Raw genomic sequence first — 17,001 nt, forward strand, 5'->3', positions numbered from 1 at the left:
CCCGCCGGGACTACATCATCACCTTGTCCGGCGTGATCGGCGTACTGCGGATGCGCTTGCCCGTGGCGTGATGGATGGCGTTGCAGATCGCCGCCGACACGCCCACCAGGCCGATCTCCCCTACTCCCTTCGCCCCGATACTGCTGACCACCCGGTCGTCTTCCTCCACGAACAGCACGTCCACGTCATGGATATCGGCGTTGACCGAGACGTGGTACTGGGCCAGATCGCGGTTCATGAAACGCCCAAACCGATGGTCGGATTCGGTATGTTCGTGCAGCGCCGCGCCGATGCCCCACACCACCCCGCCGATGATCTGGCTGCGTGCGGTAGTCGGATTGAGGATGCGACCCGCGGCGATCGCACTGACCACGCGCATCACCCGCACCGTGCCGAGTTCCTCGTCCACCCGTACCTCCACGAACACGGCGCTGTGCGTGGCGCGGGTATAGCGGCGCTGCTTCAACACATTGGGCAGCAGCAGGTACTTCGCTTCGATGCTGGCTTTGCCGGCGTCGGCCAGCAGCGTGGTGAGGGCAACGGCGCTGCCCGGGTCAGCCCGCAGTGCCATGCTGCCGTTGGCGAATACCACGTCATCCACGCCGGCACGGCTGAACGCCGAGTCCTTCCTTCCAGCAGCAAGCGCGAGCAGCTGCCGGCGCAGCTTGGCACAGGCCCCATCCACTGCCGAGCCCACCGTGCTGACATGCGATGAGCCGCCCTCGATCGGGGCCACCGGCAGCGTGGAGTCACCCAACTGGAAGGTGACCTGTTCCAGCGGCAGGCCCAGTGCTTCGGCGGCGATCATGCTCATCACCGTATAGGTGCCGGTGCCGATATCGGTGGCCGCACTGCTGACCACCAGCCGGCCATCGGCATGTAGCTCGGCATGGGCGCGCGCGAACATCTGCATCGCGTCCCACTGGCCGGTCGCCATGCCCCAACCCACCCATTCGTTGCCTTCGCGGCGCGCGCGCGGTAAGGGCGCGCGATCGGCCCAGCCGAAGCGCTCGGCACCGCGGCGGTAGCACTCGCGCAGGGCCTTGGTGGAGAACGGTTTGCCGTCGGCAGGATTGGTTTCGGCGTAGTTCTTCAGCCGCAGTGCCAGCGGGTCCATGCCGATCTCATTGGCCAGCTCGTCGATCGCCACTTCCAGCGCATGCATGCCATGCGCCGCGCCGGGGGCGCGCATGTCGATCGGCGTGTACTGGTCCTGGTCTACCAACTTGTAGCCCACATGCACGTTGTCGCAGGCGTACAGCTGGCCGCTCCAGTTGACCACCACTTCCACGTAGTCCTCGATGCGCGATGTCTCGGCCACGGCCTCGTGCCAGATCGAACGCAGGGTGCCGTCGGCATCGGCGGCAAGCTTTACCCGCTGCACGGTCTCCGGTCGGTGGCCGAAGGTGAACATCTGCTGGCGCGTGAGGACAACGCGCACCGAGCGCTCCAGCGCCAACGCGCCCATCACCGCCAGCGGAAGCTGGTACTGCGGGCGAAGCCCGGAGCCGAACGCACCGCCCACGTAGGCATTGCGCACGGTGACCTTGCGCTTGGGCAGGCCGAACACATGCGAGACATACCAGCGGCTGTTCTGCGAGCCCTGGGTCTTGTCATGGATGGTCAGGTGGCCGTCGTCACCGCGGATCACCGTGCTGGCGAACAGCTCCATCGGATTATGGTGCTCCACGCCGCTGTAGAAATCGGCCGATATGCGGTGCGTGGCCTGTGCGAACGCCTGGTCCGGCTCGCCCTTGTCCTTCGGCGGCGCGGAGAATCCGGCCTTCATCTTGCGCGGCTCACGCGCTCGTTCAACGGAGGTGACCAGGTTGGTTTCGTGCGCCTCGACCTCATACCGCACGCCCACCAGCCCGGCCGCGTGACGCGCCGCCTCGAAGGTCTCGGCCAGCACCAGCGCAACCGGCTGGCCGCTGTAGCGTATCTGTGCGTCGTACAACGGCCGGAAGGGTGATCCTGCCGGGGCCGTCATGTCCTTGTAGAAGATGCCGGCACCGCGCATGTGCGGACGGTTGAGGTGGGTCAGCACCTGCAGTACGCCCGGTACCGCCAGCGCGGCGTCCAGGTCGAAGCCGACGATGCGCCCCTTTGCGATGCTGCTGTTGACCACCACGCCATGGACCAGATCCTCGGCCGGCCACTCCGCCGCGTAGCGTGCCTGGCCGGTCACTTTGGCCCGGCCATCGATGCGCGGCGTTCCGGTCCCGGTCGGCACATGGCCGGTTCCCGGCTCGGCTACGGGAACCTGCGGTTGCTTGGGATAGGGACTCATGCGGCATGCTCCGGTTGGCCGCGGCGTCGGCCACGATTGTCGATGGTGCCCTCGGTGGCTGCCTGCAGGGCGCGCACCACCGCGCGTCGTGCCAGCGGGATCTTGAAGGCGTTCTGCCCCTGCGACTGCGCCCCTTCCAGCAGCCGATCGGCCGCTGATTCGAAGGCTGTATCGCCCGGCATCGCGCCAATCAACAGCCGTTCGGCGTCGGTGCTGCGCCATGGCTTGTGCGCCACGCTGCCCAAGGCCAGCCGCGCATCGGTGATGCGTCCGTCGGGCCCGATTTCCAGCGCGGCGGCGACCGACACCAGCGCGAACGCGTAGGACAGGCGCTCGCGGATCTTCAGGTAGGCACTGTGCGCGGCAAAACGCCCGCCTGGCGGGAGCGTCAGATGGGTGATCAGCTCGTCTGCCGCCAGTGTGCTGTCCTGTTCAGGCTGGTCGCCAGGCAGGCGGTGGAACGCGCCGAAGGGAATTGCGCGGGTGCCGCGCACGCTGGTGACATGCACTGTGGCATCGAGCGCTGCCAGCGCGACGCACATATCGGAGGGATGCGTGGCGATGCAGTGCTCGCTGGCGCCGAGGATCGCGTGGTACTTGGTCAGCCCGCCCACGGCCGAACAGCCACTACCCGGTTCGCGCTTGTTGCAGGGCGTCGCACGGTCATAGAAATAGGTGCAACGCGTGCGCTGCAGCAGGTTGCCGCCGTTGCTGGCCATGTTGCGGATCTGCGGCGAGGCCGCCGCCAGAATGGCCGCCGCAAGCAGGGGATACTCGCGTTCCACCAGCGGGTGGTACGCCGTGTCAGCATTGCGGGCGGTGGCGCCGAGCTGCAGACCGCCCTCTTCGGTGGCGGTGATGGCGTCCAGCGGCAGCGCGTTCACATCCAACAACCCGCTGGGCTGCATCACCTGCAGCTTCATCAGATCGAGCAGGTTGGTGCCGCCGGCGATGGGCTGGATGGGGCGCCCGGGGGTGCTGGCAAGCTGCTGCAAGGCCTGCTGCAGCGACGCGGCGCGTTCGTAGGTGGGGGGAATCATGCGGGCACCGTGCCGGGTGTCCAGTGCGCAGGGGATGGCTCGGGGGCATCCGGCGGGCCTTGGGCTTCCTCAAGCACCGTCATCACCGCATCGGTGATCTGCGGGTAAGCGCCGCAGCGACAGATGTTGCCACTCATCAGTTCGCGCACCTGGTCACGGGTGCAGGCCTGGCCCTCATTGATCAATCCTTGCGCCGAACACAGCTGGCCGGGCGTGCAGTAGCCGCATTGCAGGGCATCCTTGGCGATGAAGGCCTGTTGCAGGGGATGCAGGGCATCCCCGTTCGCCAGGCCCTCGACTGTGGTGATGTCGGCGCCCTGCTGCATGACCGCCAGGGTCAGGCAGCTATTGATGCGGCGGCCGTCGACCAGCACCGTGCACGCGCCGCACTGGCCGTGGTCGCAGCCCTTCTTGGTGCCGGTCAGCTGCAGGCGGTCACGCAGCAGGTCCAGCAGGCTGACCGTGGATTCGACCTCCAGCGTATACGCCTCGCCATTGATCGTCAGGCGCAGCGGATACAAGGGGGAAGCGTGCGTGGCGGGCGGCGGTGGGGTAGCCACCCCGGATGTGGGGAAATCGCTCATGGCAGGTCCGGCTAGGGCGTCTGCCAACCACCCTGCGCCTCGGCTCGTCTATTTCGGGTGCACGTTGCATGTGCTGCGTGCGAAGTCGTGTCGGACGAGCTCGGCGGTTCCCTTCTCTGAAGCGCCCGGAAGCGCCACGGTTCCCTTGCTTCCCGCAGCGGAGGCCGGGGAACGGCCTGCCGCTGTTGGAAATACGACGGCAACGCCGAGGGTGAGCAGTTGTCGGGTGCACATGGGCACGTCTCCTTGAACGAGGATCAGCCGGCAGGCCGGGAAAGGTGCGGGTATCCCGCTTCGGCAAGTGCGGCGAGGAACACGGCGGGCTCCCGCACCGTGTCCACGCTCACCGTCCGCGCTGCCATGTCGATCTGGATCCCGGCCGAAGGATCGGCACCCAGCAGGGCGGCCCTCACCGGCTTGGCGCAGGAACCGCATGTCATCCGGGGAATGTGGAACTGAAGCATGGTCATCTCCTGGTGGGTTGGTACGCCGACTACTTTCGGCGTTGCCAACGTGGCAAGGTCAACCTGCTTCTTTGAAGAAATCGCATCGTCCTTGGCTTGCGTTCATGTGGTCGCAGATGCTGCCGAGGGCACTCCGGTTCAACCTTTGCGCTGCAGGCTCCTGCGCGCACGCGGCGAAGCCGGCGTATCCGTGCCGAAGCGCGGCGTCCTGCGCGGGGATGCCGCCGTGGCGCTGACTTTCCCGGCACCGACGGGCTCTGCGAGCTCTTCGATGATCGGGCAGTCGGGGCGATCGTTGCCGTGGCAGCTGCTGGCAAGATCACGCAGCGTGCGCGCCATGGCCTGCAGTCCGCTGATCCTGTCTTCCAGTTCGGCAACGTGCGCCAAAGCGACCCGCTTCACGTCCGCGCTGGCACGTTCGCCGTCACGCCACAGCAGCAGCAGCTCGGCGATCTGTTCCACCGTGAAGCCAAGGTCGCGCGAGCGGCGGATGAAGCGGAGGGTGTGGGCGTCCTGCTGGGTGTAGCAGCGATAGCCGGCCTCCGACCGGGCAGCGGGCGGGATCAGGCCGATGCCTTCGTAGTAACGGATCATCTTGGCCGAAACGCCGGAGGCCTTCGCTGCTTGTCCAATGTTCACGCTGGTTTCCCCTGCACGCTGTGCGGTCAGTATGGAGCACGCGCGAGCGGTGCGCGGAAGCGCTTGAGCCGCAGCGCGTTCACCAACACGAAGATGCTTGAAACGGCCATTGCCGCAGCGGCGAAAACCGGTGACATCAACGTGCCGTTGAAGGGATACAGGACGCCGGCCGCTACCGGGATCAGCACGGCGTTGTAGGCGAAGGCCCAGAACAGGTTCTGTTTGATGTTGCGCAGCGTGGACCGGCTCAGTGCGATGGCGTTGACCACCCCGCGCAGGTCACCGGCCATCAGCACCACGTCGGCGGCCTCTATCGCCACATCGGTCCCCGTGCCGATTGCCAGGCCGACGTCTGCTTCAGCCAGGGCCGGCGCATCGTTGATGCCATCACCCACGAAGGCGACCCGTGCGCCGTCTGCGCGGAACCGCTTCAGCGCGGCGACCTTGCCATCGGGCAGCACCTCGGCCGCCACGTCGTCGATGCCAAGCTGGCGAGCGATCGCCGCTGCGGTGGCGGCGTTGTCACCGGTGATCATCGCGACGCGCAGCCCGAGCGCATGCAGCGCCTTGATCGCCTCCGGCGTGGTGTCCCGGATCGGGTCGGCTACCGCGATGATCGCCGCCAGGCGACCGTCGATCGCGGCATACAGAGGACTCTTGCCCTCCGCGCCCAGCCGCTGCGCAACCGGCAGGAACACGCTGGCATCCAAGCCCAGCCGGGCCATGAAACGGTCCGCTCCGACGGCCACCTGCTGACCGTCAACGGTGGCGGTGACCCCGAAGCCCGGGGTCGCATCGAAGCCTTCGGCCGCCCCGACGGCAAGCCCGTGACGGGTGGCAGCGGCCACGATGGCCTCGGCGACCGGATGCTCCGAGCGGGACTCCACGGCCGCGACCAGCGCCAGCACGCGGTCATGATCGAAGCCTGCGGCCGGCACCAGATCGGTCAGTTCAGGGTGGCCCTTGGTCAGCGTTCCGGTCTTGTCCAGTGCCACCACGCTGACATCGCGCAGGGCCTGCAGTGCCTCGCCTTTCCGGAACAGCACGCCGAGTTCGGCTGCGCGGCCGGTACCCACCATGATCGACGTCGGCGTGGCCAGCCCCATCGCACATGGGCAGGCGATGATCAGTACGGCCACCGCGTTGACCAGTGCGAAGGTCAGCGCTGGCGAAGGCCCGAACACCAGCCACGCCACGAAAGTCAGCGCCGCCGCAGCCATCACCGCCGGCACGAACCACAGCGTCACCTTGTCCACCAGTGCCTGGATCGGCAGCTTGGAGCCCTGCGCCTGCTCGACCAGGCGGATGATCTGCGCCAGCACCGTGTCCGCGCCCACCCGGGTGACGCGGAAGCGGAACGCGCCGGTCCGGTTCAGGGTGCCACCCACTACGCGGGCACCCACGCCCTTGGATACGGGCGCCGGCTCCCCGGTGATCATGCTTTCATCCACCCAGGAAGCGCCTTCGACGACCTCCCCGTCCACCGGCACCTTTTCACCGGGGCGGACCGACACCACGTCGCCGGCCACCACCTGGCCCAGCGGTATCTCCACGCTGGCGCCGTCGCGCTCTACCCGCGCGGTCCGCGGCTGCAGTCCGACCAGTCGCTTGATCGCCTGCGAAGTGCGTCCCTTGGCGCGCGCCTCCAGCGTGCGGCCCAGCAGGATCAGTGCAACGATCACCACGGCAGCTTCGAAGTAGACGTTCGCGGTGCCAGGGGGAAGCACCTGGGGGGCGAACGTTGCGACCACCGAGTAGGCATAGGCTGCAGAGGTACCGAGCGACACCAGCGAGTTCATGTCCGGCCCGCCGCGCAGCAGCGCCGGCACGCCCGCGCGGAAGAAGCGCAGCCCCGGCCCGAGCAGGACCAGCGTGGCCAATGCGAACTGCAGGTACCAGCTGGTCTGCTGGCCGAGCGTATGCATTACCCAGTGATGCACGGATGGCACCAGGTGCGAGCCCATCTCAAGCACGAAGACCGGCAGACCGAGGACCGCGGCAAGCCACAGTGAACGACGCAGGCCAGCCGCTTCGGTCTCGCGGCGCGCGGCCTGCTGGTCTTCCGCCCCGGCATGCGCATCCATCACCGGATGCGCACGATAGCCCGCTTTTTCGATGGCACCGGCGAGCTGGCCGAGGCTGACCACCCCGGCAAGGTGGCGCACCTGGACGCGTTCGGTGGCCAGGTTCACATCGGCCTGGACCACGCCGGGCAGCTGTCGCAGGGCTTTCTCCACCCGCCCCACGCAGGAGGCGCAGGTCATGCCGTGGATCGTCAGCGCGCTGTTTTCTTCCGCCAGCGCATAGCCTGCCTTGACCACCGCATCAGCCACTGCCTGCGGGTCGGGCACGCCGCTGAACGTGACCTGCGCACGCTCGGTAGCCAGGTTGACCACTGCTGTTCTCACGCCGGGAGCCGCGTTGAGCGCGCGCTCGACGCGTGCGGCGCAGGACGCACAGGTCATACCCTTGATCGGGAGGCTCAGCGCCCCGTTGGACGGGTCGCCTCGCCCGTAAGCGTCTGGAAGAACGGCCGAAGCCATGGGATACACCTCGAAAGCCCAAGTTGCGGACAGCTTGGGGATTCCCACCGTGGGAAGGTCAAGGCGGCGCCTCGCCGCCGTGCCGACCCGGCTGGCCCGGCACGCCGGAATCACCGGCTCTCAGTGCGGCGGCTTGTATTTACGCAGTTCAGTGGTCAACACACCGACTTCCTGTACGGCCCGCTTGAGTTGGTCTTCGTCCAGGCCCAGCTCCTTCGCCCAGAAGCGGAGCTCCCATTCTTCATTGATGTTGATCCGGTCCGGATCCTTCGGTTTGCCGCCCGGGGTCTGCACAGGTTTGGGTGGCTGGGTCACGGGGGTCTCCTGAAGGCTGCAGTCCCGGAGAATCTAGCGAGCGGGTAGCGAAGGTGCCCTGCTTCCGGTGTCGCGACGATGGCAACGAAGCGGCGCGTTTCGTCACCCCGGCTGAACCCTCGGGGCGGCCGTCAAGCGCGCGTGACCTGTGTGTCTACGCCTGCGCTCCATCCGCACACAGCTGCATCTCACGGCGTTGCCGGGCCAGGCGGCAGCATCCAGCTTCCTCATCCATGAGATCCGCGCCATGTCTTTCATCGTTCCCCTGCGTGCCACTGTCGTCGCCCTGGGCCTGATCGGCAGCAGCGCCGCCAGCGCACAGACGAGTGCAGCCCCTTCCCCCTCAAGCAGCGCCGCTTCCACCGCCAACGCCCCGTCTGGCGAACTGCGCCAGCAGCAGGCCCTGGGCGTGCTTTCGGCGATCAACCAAGCGGAAATCAACGCCGGGCAACTTGCTCTGTCGCGGGCCCAGACCGAACCTGCCCGCCAGTACGCGCAGGCCATGGTCCGCTCGCACACGGAAAACGAGAAGATGTTGGCAGCGTGGAAGCCCGACCGCAGCAGCGCGCCGGCGCAGGCCAAGACGGCCGAGGCAAAGGCTGAAGCCGCCGCATTGGCCAAGCACCAGGGCGCCGCGTTCGACAGTGCTTACCTGCAGGCCATGGTGAAGGACCACCGCAAGGCGCTGCAGACGCTGGATGACAGCCTCCTGCCTGCGGCAGCCGATGCCGAGGTGCGGGCATTCCTGCAGAAGACCCGTGGACACGTGGCCGATCACCTTGCCCAGGCAGAACGCCTGGCCGGCACCCCCGCCACCGGCCGCTGATCTACGGAGCCCACCATGCACGTTCCCGATCCCCATGACAGCGAAGCTGCCCGCCCAGCACCGATCAGGCGGGCGATTACCCTCCAGGCCAGCGTCGAGCGCGTGCTGGATGCATGGACCGACCCGGCCGTGCAATCCGTCCTGTTTGCCGGCTTCGCCGATTTCGTCGAGTCGAGCAGGGAAGGCAGCCGCTGGCGGGTGAGCGCACCGTTGGGCCAGCATCCGATCGTATTCCTGCGCACCGTGGGGCAGTCCGCGCTGCGGGTGCAGCAGGACGTGGAGGGCGACGCCGGCGTGCTGGCGTCGCTCTCGCTCACCGCCAGGCCCTGCGTCAACCGGGATGGCGTGGAAGCGGAACTGCAGGTGCGTTACGCGCCGGACGGCGTGGTCGAACGGCTGGCAGCGCGACTCCTGGATCCCGCCCCCCCAGCCCTGGCCGGGCAGATTCTGCGCCGCCTCCGCGCCGGCCTGGAAACCGGCGAAGTCCCTACCCTGCAGTCCAATCCGGCCGCGCGTTGAGGCCGAACAGGAGATTCCCCATGCGTGCCCTCTGCTGGAATGGTGTCAACGACCTGCGGGTGGAAACAACCCCCGATCCGATCCTGGTCAACCCGGGCGATGCGATCATCAAGGTCGGCCTGAGCACGACCTGCGGTTCGGACCTGCATTTCATCGATGGCTACATCCCGGGCATGCGCGAAGGCGACATCATCGGCCACGAATTCATGGGAACAGTGATGGAGGTCGGCCCGGCGGTCACCGCGATCCGCCCGGGCCAGCGCGTGGTGATCCCGTCCTTCATCTCCTGTGGCCGCTGCTGGCACTGCGGGCGACACGAATATTCGTTGTGTGACAACACCAATCCGAACGGTCACCTGCAGGAGCCCGTGCTGGGCTACCCCACTGCCGGGATCTACGGGTACACGCACGCCTTCGGTGGCTATGCCGGTTCGCACGCCGACTACATCCGCGTGCCGCATGCCGACGTCGGCTGCTTTGCCATTCCGGACGACGTCAGTGACGAAGACGCGTTGTTCCTGTCCGATGCCGGACCGACCGGGTTCATGGGCGCGGATTTCTGTGCCATCCGGCCCGGCGACGTCGTGGCGGTATGGGGGTGCGGCGCGGTGGGCCTGATGGCCCAGCTGAGCGCACGCCTGCTGGGCGCCGAGCGGGTGATCGGCATCGACCGCCTTGCCGAGCGCCTGGCCATGGCGCGGGACGTGGTGGGCAGCGAAACCCTCGACTACAGCGCCGTGGACAGCGTGCCCGAGGCGCTACGCGAACTGACCGGCGGCCGCGGGCCCGACGCCTGCATCGATGCGGTGGGAATGGAAGCCCATGGCACGGGCGCCGGCTACGCCTATGACCGCGTGAAGCAGGCGCTGCACCTGCACACCGACAGGGGGCAGGCGCTGCGCGAAGCGATCCTGGCCTGTCGCAAGGGCGGCACGCTGTCGGTGCTCGGCGTCTACGGGGTCATGGACAAGTTCCCGCTGGGCACGTTGATGAACAAGGGCATCACCGTGCGCACCGCGCAGCAGCATGGCCAGCACTACCTGCCCAGGCTGCTCGCGCTCGCCCAGCAGGGTGATCTGCTGCCGCGCTTCATGGCCACCCATCGCATGCCGCTGGAGGATGCGGTGGGTGGCTATGACCTCTTCAAGCACAAGAAGGAAGGCTGTGTCCGCGCCGTGTTCGTACCCGGCGCGTGAGCCGCACCAGTGGCAGCGAAAAAGCCCGGCCATGGCCGGGCTTTTCAATGAGCGATGGTCCCGCCCGCCGCAATCAGGGCTCGCGGGGCCGGCGCAGCACCGCGCCGGCGCCCACGCCAGCACCCAGTTCGGCGCCTGTCGCAGGCTCGATTTCCGGATTGGACATCGTTCGCAGGGTCATTTCCTCCACTGCCGCCTGCTCGGCCGGCGTCAAGCCCACTGAGAACGATCCGTCGCCGCCGTCCAGGGCCGCCTGCGCATCGCGGTCAGTGACCCGTTCCCACAATTCCCCGCTGTTCCAGCTGCCAACCTGGTCACCCTCGCCCTGGGACATATCCATGTACAGATCGGTGAAGGCCGGATCGCCCGGCATCTTGCCCGGCGGGAAGTTCGGCGTGATGCTGTAAAGAGCCTTCTCGAAGGACTTCTGGTGGGCCACTTCGCGGGTCATCAGGAAACGCAGTGCATCCTTGATGCCCGGATCGTCGGTCACGTTGATCAGCCGCTCGTAGACCAGCTTCGCACGGGCTTCGGCGGCGATGTTCGAACGCAGGTCTGCGGTCGGCTCGCCAATGGAATCGACGTAGGCGGCAGTCCACGGCACGCCGCTGGAATTGACCAGCGCAGGGCCGCCACCGTAGAGGATCTGCTCGGTATGGCTGGTGCTGTTCTGGCTCAGCAGCCGCATGTCCTCGACCTCGGCCATCGCTTCGGACTGCACGGCCTTGGGGCCCTTGTTCAACATCGCGATGATCGTACCGATGATCTCCAGGTGGCTGATCTCTTCGGTGGCGATGTCGTACAGCATGTCTTTGCGCCCGGGATCGCATTCGCCCAGTGCCTGGGTGAAATAGCGCATGGCGGCCGCCAGCTCACCTTGTGGCCCGCCGAACTGTTCTAGCATGAGGGTGGCAAGCGCTGGATTGCTTTCGCGCACGCGGACCGTGTACATCAGCTTTTTGTGGTGAAGAAACATCAGCAACTCCTCTGTTTGCGACGGCGCCGCAGCGTCTGCGCGGTGCGCGCACGCTGGGTCCGATGGCTCGACATTGATGGTGTGCGCCCAAGGCTTTCGGCCCACGCAACGAGGATGCGCGTGGCACCCGTGTACGGCCGTGGATGGCACGTGGGCAGCGCATGAGTACCTGCCGCCTCGATGCTGATATGGCGTTCACGAAGCGGTCGCCGGCGCAAAGAAAAACCCCGGCCGTCGCGCCGGGGTCTTCCTTGCGCTGCTGCCGCGGACCGGTTACTTCTTCGCGGTCACGCCGGGGGTCGCGTCACGCACGAGAAACTCTTCGGTAACCTCCGGCAGGTTCTCGAGCAGCCAAGCGGCCATCGCCTCTTCCTGGACCAGGATCTCACCGCACACCTGTGCGACTTCATGCTCGCCGGCGGTGCGCGCTGCGGCGATCAGCGAGGTGTAGCTGGCGATCTCGAAGCACTCGAACACATAGCCCGCCATCGCACCCTTGACGATCTCGTCCGATGCGGTCATTCCGCCGACGGCCTGGCCCATCGCCGCCATCTTGCCCAGCGCATCCTTCACGATGGACGGCGACCCGCCCAGGTTGCTGATGCACTGTTCCAGGCGCTCACGCTGGCCCACCGTCTCCTGGATGTGTTCTTCGATACGCGCCTTGAGTTTCGGATAGTGATCGATCCGACCTGCCTGTGCTTTCAGCATCTGCTCGGCCTGCTGTTCCATTGCATGGGCATCACGCAGCCAATCCAGCAGGTTTTCCTTGATCTCTGTCATGTCGTTGCTTCTCCGCGGGTGGGAAGGGACAGCATGTCCGCTGGCCCGTCAATCAGCCGCCAACGGGTCGTGGAAAGCGTGTCCTTTTACGGTGCAGGGGCCGTTAGCCTGCGCTTGTCGCGGTTGCTCACCCGCGCTTCGATCGTGATGAAAACAGCCCGGCACCTACGCGCGGAGCGCTTCAGGTGCCGGGCCCAAGGAGGGGAGGTGCAGATTACCTCTGCTGGCGCCCGCCCTGCTGGTTGCCCTGGTTGCCGCCTTGGTTGCCACCGCCGTCCTGGCGCTGCTGGCCGCCCTTCTGCCCGATCTCGGACATGTGCTCGCGGTCCTGGCTTACCGCCTCGCCACCCTTGCGACCGGCTTCGCGGGCCTCTTCCGAACTGAACTCATGTGCGTTACCGGATTCATGCGCAGCACGTCCGCCCTGCGCGGCGATCTCGCGCTGCTTGTCTTCGTCCATGCCAGCGAAACCACGATTGGACTGGTTGTTGTTGTTTGCCATTTCGTTCTCCTGGATAGCGTAGAAGTCGGTGGAAGTACCGACGTGCACAGCGTAGGCGGCGCAGTTTGAAAACGCCGTCGAACGCATGACGATGCCACGTGACACCAGACGCGGCAGTACTGCACGAGACGATGACGCGGACGGCGACTCCTGTGTCGACACGCGACCGCGCAGCCGCAGAGCGGCGTGCACTCAAGCAGCATTGTCGGCGCAGGCACCTGCTTGGCGCGCTGCAGACGCACCGCGCATCCTGTGCAACACGGTCACGGAATCAACGCGCGCTGGAGACTCCCGCACCTGCCTCACGGGCCTGCAGCTGGAAACCGTCGATGGCGTCGATGCGCCCCCGCCACAGCGGAAGCGCAGGGGCCATCGCATCCGCGCTGCCGGCTGCCGTGACGCGCACATCGATCAGGTGCAGGTAATCAGGCGGGTCGGTACTGTCGTCGGCGTTGCGGCTGCCGTAGCGCGCCGCATGCATGGCGATGCTGTCGTGCGCGGTCTGGCGCTGCGCCTGGTCGGCGAGGTCGAGCGCATCCGGAAACGCGCGCGCGAAACGTTCGAAGTAAGCCGTGCCCGAAACCAGGCTCCCGCTTATCTCCAGCCCATGCACATGCAGCACGATGCCAAGGCGCAGGTGCGGGCGATGGTTGACCAGGCTGACCAGTGATTGCAGGAACCAGTCACCCGGGCGACTGCCGCCCGCGCCCGCATCCGGCCACGTCCGGCTGGCCGGATCGTTCGCGGCCGCATCCTCCACACGACGGCGCATCGGGTCCGTCATGCCACGGTCCCGGCGCGAATGGGTAACACGCAGGCGGTCAGCACCGCAGCGCCAGGTCCTCCGCGCGGCGTAGCGGACGGTGCTGCGTGCGCAGCAGGCGCGACGTGGTGATTCGGGACGAGGGATCGCAGCACGTGGTGGTGCATCCTTAAGCCAAGGTTGCAGTCACTATCGGCGGCGCCCGTCATACAGCACGTGGCCGGCAGGTAACGAATGCATCAACCCCGGCATCACGTGCCGTCACACTCCCTGCACGCGGTGCCTGGGAGTGCGCTGGACGACCGTGTCCACACAGTGTGGTAACCCCGTGCGGCGGCATGATAGTCGGTATTGAACCGGTTGACACATCCACCAGACGGCGGCGAGCATGGCCACTATTTCTCAATTCGGGGCACACCGCGACATGGTGTCAGAAGGAAAATTCCACGTCGTCGGCATCGGTGCTTCCGCTGGGGGCGTAGAAGCGCTGGAGGGGTTCTTCCGCGGCGTTCCCAACGACACCTACATGGCATTCGTGGTGGTCACCCACCTGAATCCTTCGCGCAGGACCCAGCTTCCGGAAATCATCGCGCGCTTCACCCCGCTGCCCGTGGTGCAGGCCGAGGAAGGCATGCCGGTCGAACCCCGCAATGTATACGTGATGCCAGAGGACAGCGTGCTGGGCATCCGCGAAGGCAAGCTGACACTGCAGGATCTGCACGGCCATCGCGAGCCGAAGCCGGTCGACATCTTCCTGAGCGCGCTGGCCGACGATGCACAGGCGCTTGCGGTGGGCGTGATCCTGTCCGGTGGCGACGCTGACGGCACGCTGGGTCTGAAGGCCATCCAGGAAAAAGGCGGCATGACGCTGGCCCAGGTCGCGGACGGATTCGGGCCCCAATATGCGGACATGCCCGATTCGGCCATCCAGCTGGGCTTTGTTGATTTTGCATTGCCGGTTGAATCCATGGGGCCGAAGATCGCCGAGTTCGCCGCCAACATCGGCATGCTCGACCAGGCCATAGCCGGCGCGCGGACGCAGCGCTCCTCGGCCCAGGACGCCGATTCGGTGGCTGAGATCTACATGCTGCTGCGCAGCCAGGTGGGCCATGATTTCAGCGGCTACAAGACCCGCACGTTCCTGCGCCGCGTGCACCGGCGCATGCAGGTGCTTGGCCTGCGCGATCTCGGCGCCTACGTGGACGCACTGCGGAAGGATCCACAGGAGCCGGGGCTGCTGTTCCGTGACCTGTTGATCAATGTCACCAATTTTTTCCGCGACCACGATGCCTTCAAAAGCCTGGAGGACAACGTCATCCCGCAGCTTCTGGCCAACCGCGGGCCCGAAGAGACGGTGCGCATCTGGGTACCTGGCTGCGCGACCGGCGAAGAAGTCTATTCGCTGGCGATCCTGATGCTGGAGCACATGGCGACGTTGCCGGTTGCCCCGCGCGTGCAACTGTTCGCCACCGATATCGATGATCGCGCGCTGGCCGTTGCACGCGCTGCGCGTTACCCGCGGCCGCTGTTGAGCGCGGTCAGCCAGGAGCGCCAGCAGCGCTTCTTCGTCTCTGACGGCGAAAGCATGGTAGTGGCCAAGCAGGTGCGCGAGCTGTGCATCTTCTCGCCCCACAGCGTGATCCGCGATCCTCCTTTCTCGCGCATCGACATGGTGTCCTGCCGCAACCTGCTGATCTATTTCGGCGCGGACGTGCAGGCGCAGGTGATCCCCACCTTCCACTATGCGCTGCGCCCGGAAGGCTTCCTGTTCCTGGGTACTGCCGAGAACCTGAGCCAGTTCGATGAACTGTTCGTGGCCGTGGACAAGCGCAACCGCATCTTCCGGCGACGCAACGGCTCCACGCCGAGCGTGCGGCTGCCGATGTCGCTGATCCTGCCGCGCCAGCAGGCCGCGACCGACAGCAGTACCCGGCGCCTGCCCGCGGCCGGCTCCATGCGCCACAGTGCCGAATCGCAGGTGCTGGACCGCTATGCCCCGCCCCACGTGGTGGTGAGCAGCGACGGCGACGTGGTGTACTTCTCCGGTCGCACCGGCAAGTACCTGGAAGTCCCGGCCGGCGCGCCCACCCGGCAGCTGCTCACCCTTGCACGGCGGGAACTGCGGCTGGACCTGCGCACGATCTTCCGCGAAGCGGTGGAAAGCGGCCGCAGCGCCCAGCGCAGCGGGCTGGCAATGGAAGTGGACGATGGCCGGGTGCAACTGGTCAACATGGTCATCGAACCGCTCAACGAGCGCATGGGCAGCGAAGCCCTGTTCCTGGTGCTGTTCGTGGACCAGGGCCCGGCGCTGACCCGCGAAGAAGCCTCCGAACGCGCGATCGGCCACGGCGGGGACCGCGCCGACCACGCCTCGCAGACCGAGCGCGAGCTGCATGAGACGCGTGACCGCCTGCAATCGCTGATCGAAGAATACGAAACCGCGCTGGAAGAACTGAAGTCCTCCAACGAGGAGCTGGTGTCGGTCAACGAAGAGATGCAGTCCACCAACGAAGAGCTCGAGGCCTCCAAGGAAGAGCTGCAGTCGGTCAACGAAGAGCTGCACACCGTAAACTCCGAACTGCACGGCAAGCTGGAGGCGCTGGACCGCGCCAACAATGACCTGGTCAACCTGTTCCGCGCGACCGAGGTAGCGACCGTGTTCCTGGATGAGCGGCTGGCGATCCGCTCCTTCACTCCGGCGGTCGAGTCCATTTTCAACATCCGCAACAGCGACCTCGGGCGGCCGATCACCGATCTGTCGGTACGCGTGGCCTTGCCTGGGTTCGACGTCGACCTGCAGCGGGTGCTGAAGGAAGAAGTGATGATCGAGCGGCGTGCGTCCTGCGCCGACCGCGGCTGCAGCTACCTGGTGCGCGTGGGTCCGTACGTGGACGCCGCAGAACGTTCCAATGGCGTTGTAGTGACCTTCCTGGACGTGACCAGCCTGATGCGTTCGGAAGAGCGCCAGCAGATGCTCATCGCCGAATTGCAGCATCGCACCCGCAACCTGCTGGGCGTCGTACAGGCCATCGCACTGCGCACCCTGGGCAAAGGCGAGGACGTCGCCGATTTCGGCCAGCGGCTGGCCGCACTGGGACGGGCGCAGAGCCTGCTGGGCGGTACGCTGGCCGGCGAAGTCGACCTGGGCGAGATGGTCCGCACGGAACTGGCCTCGCTGGGCGTGCCGATGGAGCGCGTCAGGTTGAGCGACAACGCGGTCGCGCTGAGCTTCGACATGGCCCAGACGTTCAGCCTGGCTCTGCACGAACTTTCCACCAATGCGACCAAGTACGGGGCGTTCAAGGTGGACGGGGGCCAGCTGCTGGTCGCGTGGGAACTGAAGGAGAATGAAGGCCAGCAGTGGCTGGCGCTGACCTGGAAGGAGACCGGCGTGCCGATCGACCACGCGCCTTCCCGGACCGGCTTCGGGACCCAGCTGATCGTGCACGCGATGTCGCACACGCTCAACGCTGAAACACGACTGGAGTATGCAAGCGACGGGGTCTTCTGCAGCATCGAAGTGCCCTACGACCACACACATTGACAGCCATTCGCGGACGG

At 66.5% G+C, this 17,001-nt stretch carries 15 protein-coding genes; 4 read left to right on the forward strand and 11 right to left on the reverse strand.

The window, feature by feature from the left end:
* Positions 1-10 precede the first annotated feature (10 nt).
* The 7 genes from H9654_RS02235 to H9654_RS02265 form a co-directional block, all read right to left on the reverse strand.
* Positions 11-2,290 (reverse strand): xanthine dehydrogenase family protein molybdopterin-binding subunit, encoded by a 2,280-nt coding sequence (locus H9654_RS02235; RefSeq protein ID WP_191768670.1) that lies wholly within the window; start codon positions 2,288-2,290, stop codon positions 11-13.
* The gene (locus tag H9654_RS02240) at positions 2,287-3,354 is read right to left on the reverse strand and encodes an FAD binding domain-containing protein (RefSeq protein ID WP_191768914.1); all 1,068 of its coding nucleotides are present in this window, start codon (positions 3,352-3,354) and stop codon (positions 2,287-2,289) included. The genes H9654_RS02235 and H9654_RS02240 overlap by 4 nt, the downstream gene beginning before the upstream one ends.
* On the reverse strand, positions 3,327-3,914 hold the full coding sequence (locus H9654_RS02245; RefSeq protein ID WP_191768672.1) for a (2Fe-2S)-binding protein: 588 nt from the start codon (positions 3,912-3,914) through the stop codon (positions 3,327-3,329). The genes H9654_RS02240 and H9654_RS02245 overlap by 28 nt, the downstream gene beginning before the upstream one ends.
* 257 nt (positions 3,915-4,171) lie before the next feature.
* Positions 4,172-4,378 carry a heavy-metal-associated domain-containing protein gene (locus tag H9654_RS02250; protein ID WP_191768673.1) on the reverse strand — a complete coding sequence of 69 codons (207 nt, stop codon included), beginning with the start codon at positions 4,376-4,378 and terminating at the stop codon, positions 4,172-4,174.
* Positions 4,379-4,516: 138 nt separating this feature from the next.
* A complete protein-coding gene (gene cueR / locus H9654_RS02255; RefSeq protein ID WP_191768675.1) occupies positions 4,517-5,017 on the reverse strand; it encodes a Cu(I)-responsive transcriptional regulator in 501 nt (166 codons plus the stop codon).
* Between the two features lie 26 nt (positions 5,018-5,043).
* A complete protein-coding gene (locus H9654_RS02260; RefSeq protein WP_191768677.1) occupies positions 5,044-7,560 on the reverse strand; it encodes a heavy metal translocating P-type ATPase in 2,517 nt (838 codons plus the stop codon).
* A 120-nt stretch (positions 7,561-7,680) separates the two neighbouring features.
* Positions 7,681-7,854: a DUF3606 domain-containing protein gene (locus tag H9654_RS02265; protein WP_101100494.1), complete on the reverse strand. Its 174-nt coding sequence runs from the start codon at positions 7,852-7,854 to the stop codon at positions 7,681-7,683.
* Positions 7,855-8,122: 268 nt separating this feature from the next.
* Between H9654_RS02265 and H9654_RS02270 the strand changes: the two genes are divergently transcribed.
* Genes H9654_RS02270 through H9654_RS02280 form a run of 3 tightly spaced genes read left to right on the forward strand, consistent with a single transcriptional unit; the run spans position 8,123 to position 10,416 of the window.
* Positions 8,123-8,701, forward strand: coding sequence for a DUF4142 domain-containing protein (locus tag H9654_RS02270; protein ID WP_191768679.1), 579 nt, complete (start codon positions 8,123-8,125; stop codon positions 8,699-8,701).
* A gap of 15 nt (positions 8,702-8,716) precedes the next feature.
* Positions 8,717-9,220: an SRPBCC family protein gene (locus H9654_RS02275; RefSeq protein WP_191768680.1), complete on the forward strand. Its 504-nt coding sequence runs from the start codon at positions 8,717-8,719 to the stop codon at positions 9,218-9,220.
* Between the two features lie 20 nt (positions 9,221-9,240).
* Positions 9,241-10,416 (forward strand): zinc-dependent alcohol dehydrogenase, encoded by a 1,176-nt coding sequence (locus H9654_RS02280; protein WP_191768682.1) that lies wholly within the window; start codon positions 9,241-9,243, stop codon positions 10,414-10,416.
* Positions 10,417-10,489: 73 nt separating this feature from the next.
* Here the strand turns inward: H9654_RS02280 and H9654_RS02285 are convergent, their stop codons facing one another.
* From H9654_RS02285 to H9654_RS02300, 4 genes are all read right to left on the reverse strand, one after another.
* On the reverse strand, positions 10,490-11,392 hold the full coding sequence (locus tag H9654_RS02285) for a manganese catalase family protein (RefSeq protein WP_101100491.1): 903 nt from the start codon (positions 11,390-11,392) through the stop codon (positions 10,490-10,492).
* Positions 11,393-11,665: 273 nt separating this feature from the next.
* Positions 11,666-12,175, reverse strand: coding sequence for a ferritin-like domain-containing protein (locus H9654_RS02290; RefSeq protein WP_191768684.1), 510 nt, complete (start codon positions 12,173-12,175; stop codon positions 11,666-11,668).
* A 214-nt stretch (positions 12,176-12,389) separates the two neighbouring features.
* Positions 12,390-12,677 (reverse strand): KGG domain-containing protein, encoded by a 288-nt coding sequence (locus tag H9654_RS02295; protein ID WP_101100521.1) that lies wholly within the window; start codon positions 12,675-12,677, stop codon positions 12,390-12,392.
* 271 nt (positions 12,678-12,948) lie between these two features.
* The gene (locus H9654_RS02300) at positions 12,949-13,449 is read right to left on the reverse strand and encodes a hypothetical protein (RefSeq protein WP_225211800.1); all 501 of its coding nucleotides are present in this window, start codon (positions 13,447-13,449) and stop codon (positions 12,949-12,951) included.
* 415 nt (positions 13,450-13,864) lie between these two features.
* Between H9654_RS02300 and H9654_RS02305 the strand changes: the two genes are divergently transcribed.
* Positions 13,865-16,984, forward strand: coding sequence for a CheR family methyltransferase (locus H9654_RS02305; protein WP_191768688.1), 3,120 nt, complete (start codon positions 13,865-13,867; stop codon positions 16,982-16,984).
* Positions 16,985-17,001 lie beyond the last annotated feature (17 nt).

This window comes from Stenotrophomonas lacuserhaii (genome assembly GCF_014836545.1).
Classification (GTDB): domain Bacteria; phylum Pseudomonadota; class Gammaproteobacteria; order Xanthomonadales; family Xanthomonadaceae; genus Stenotrophomonas; species Stenotrophomonas lacuserhaii.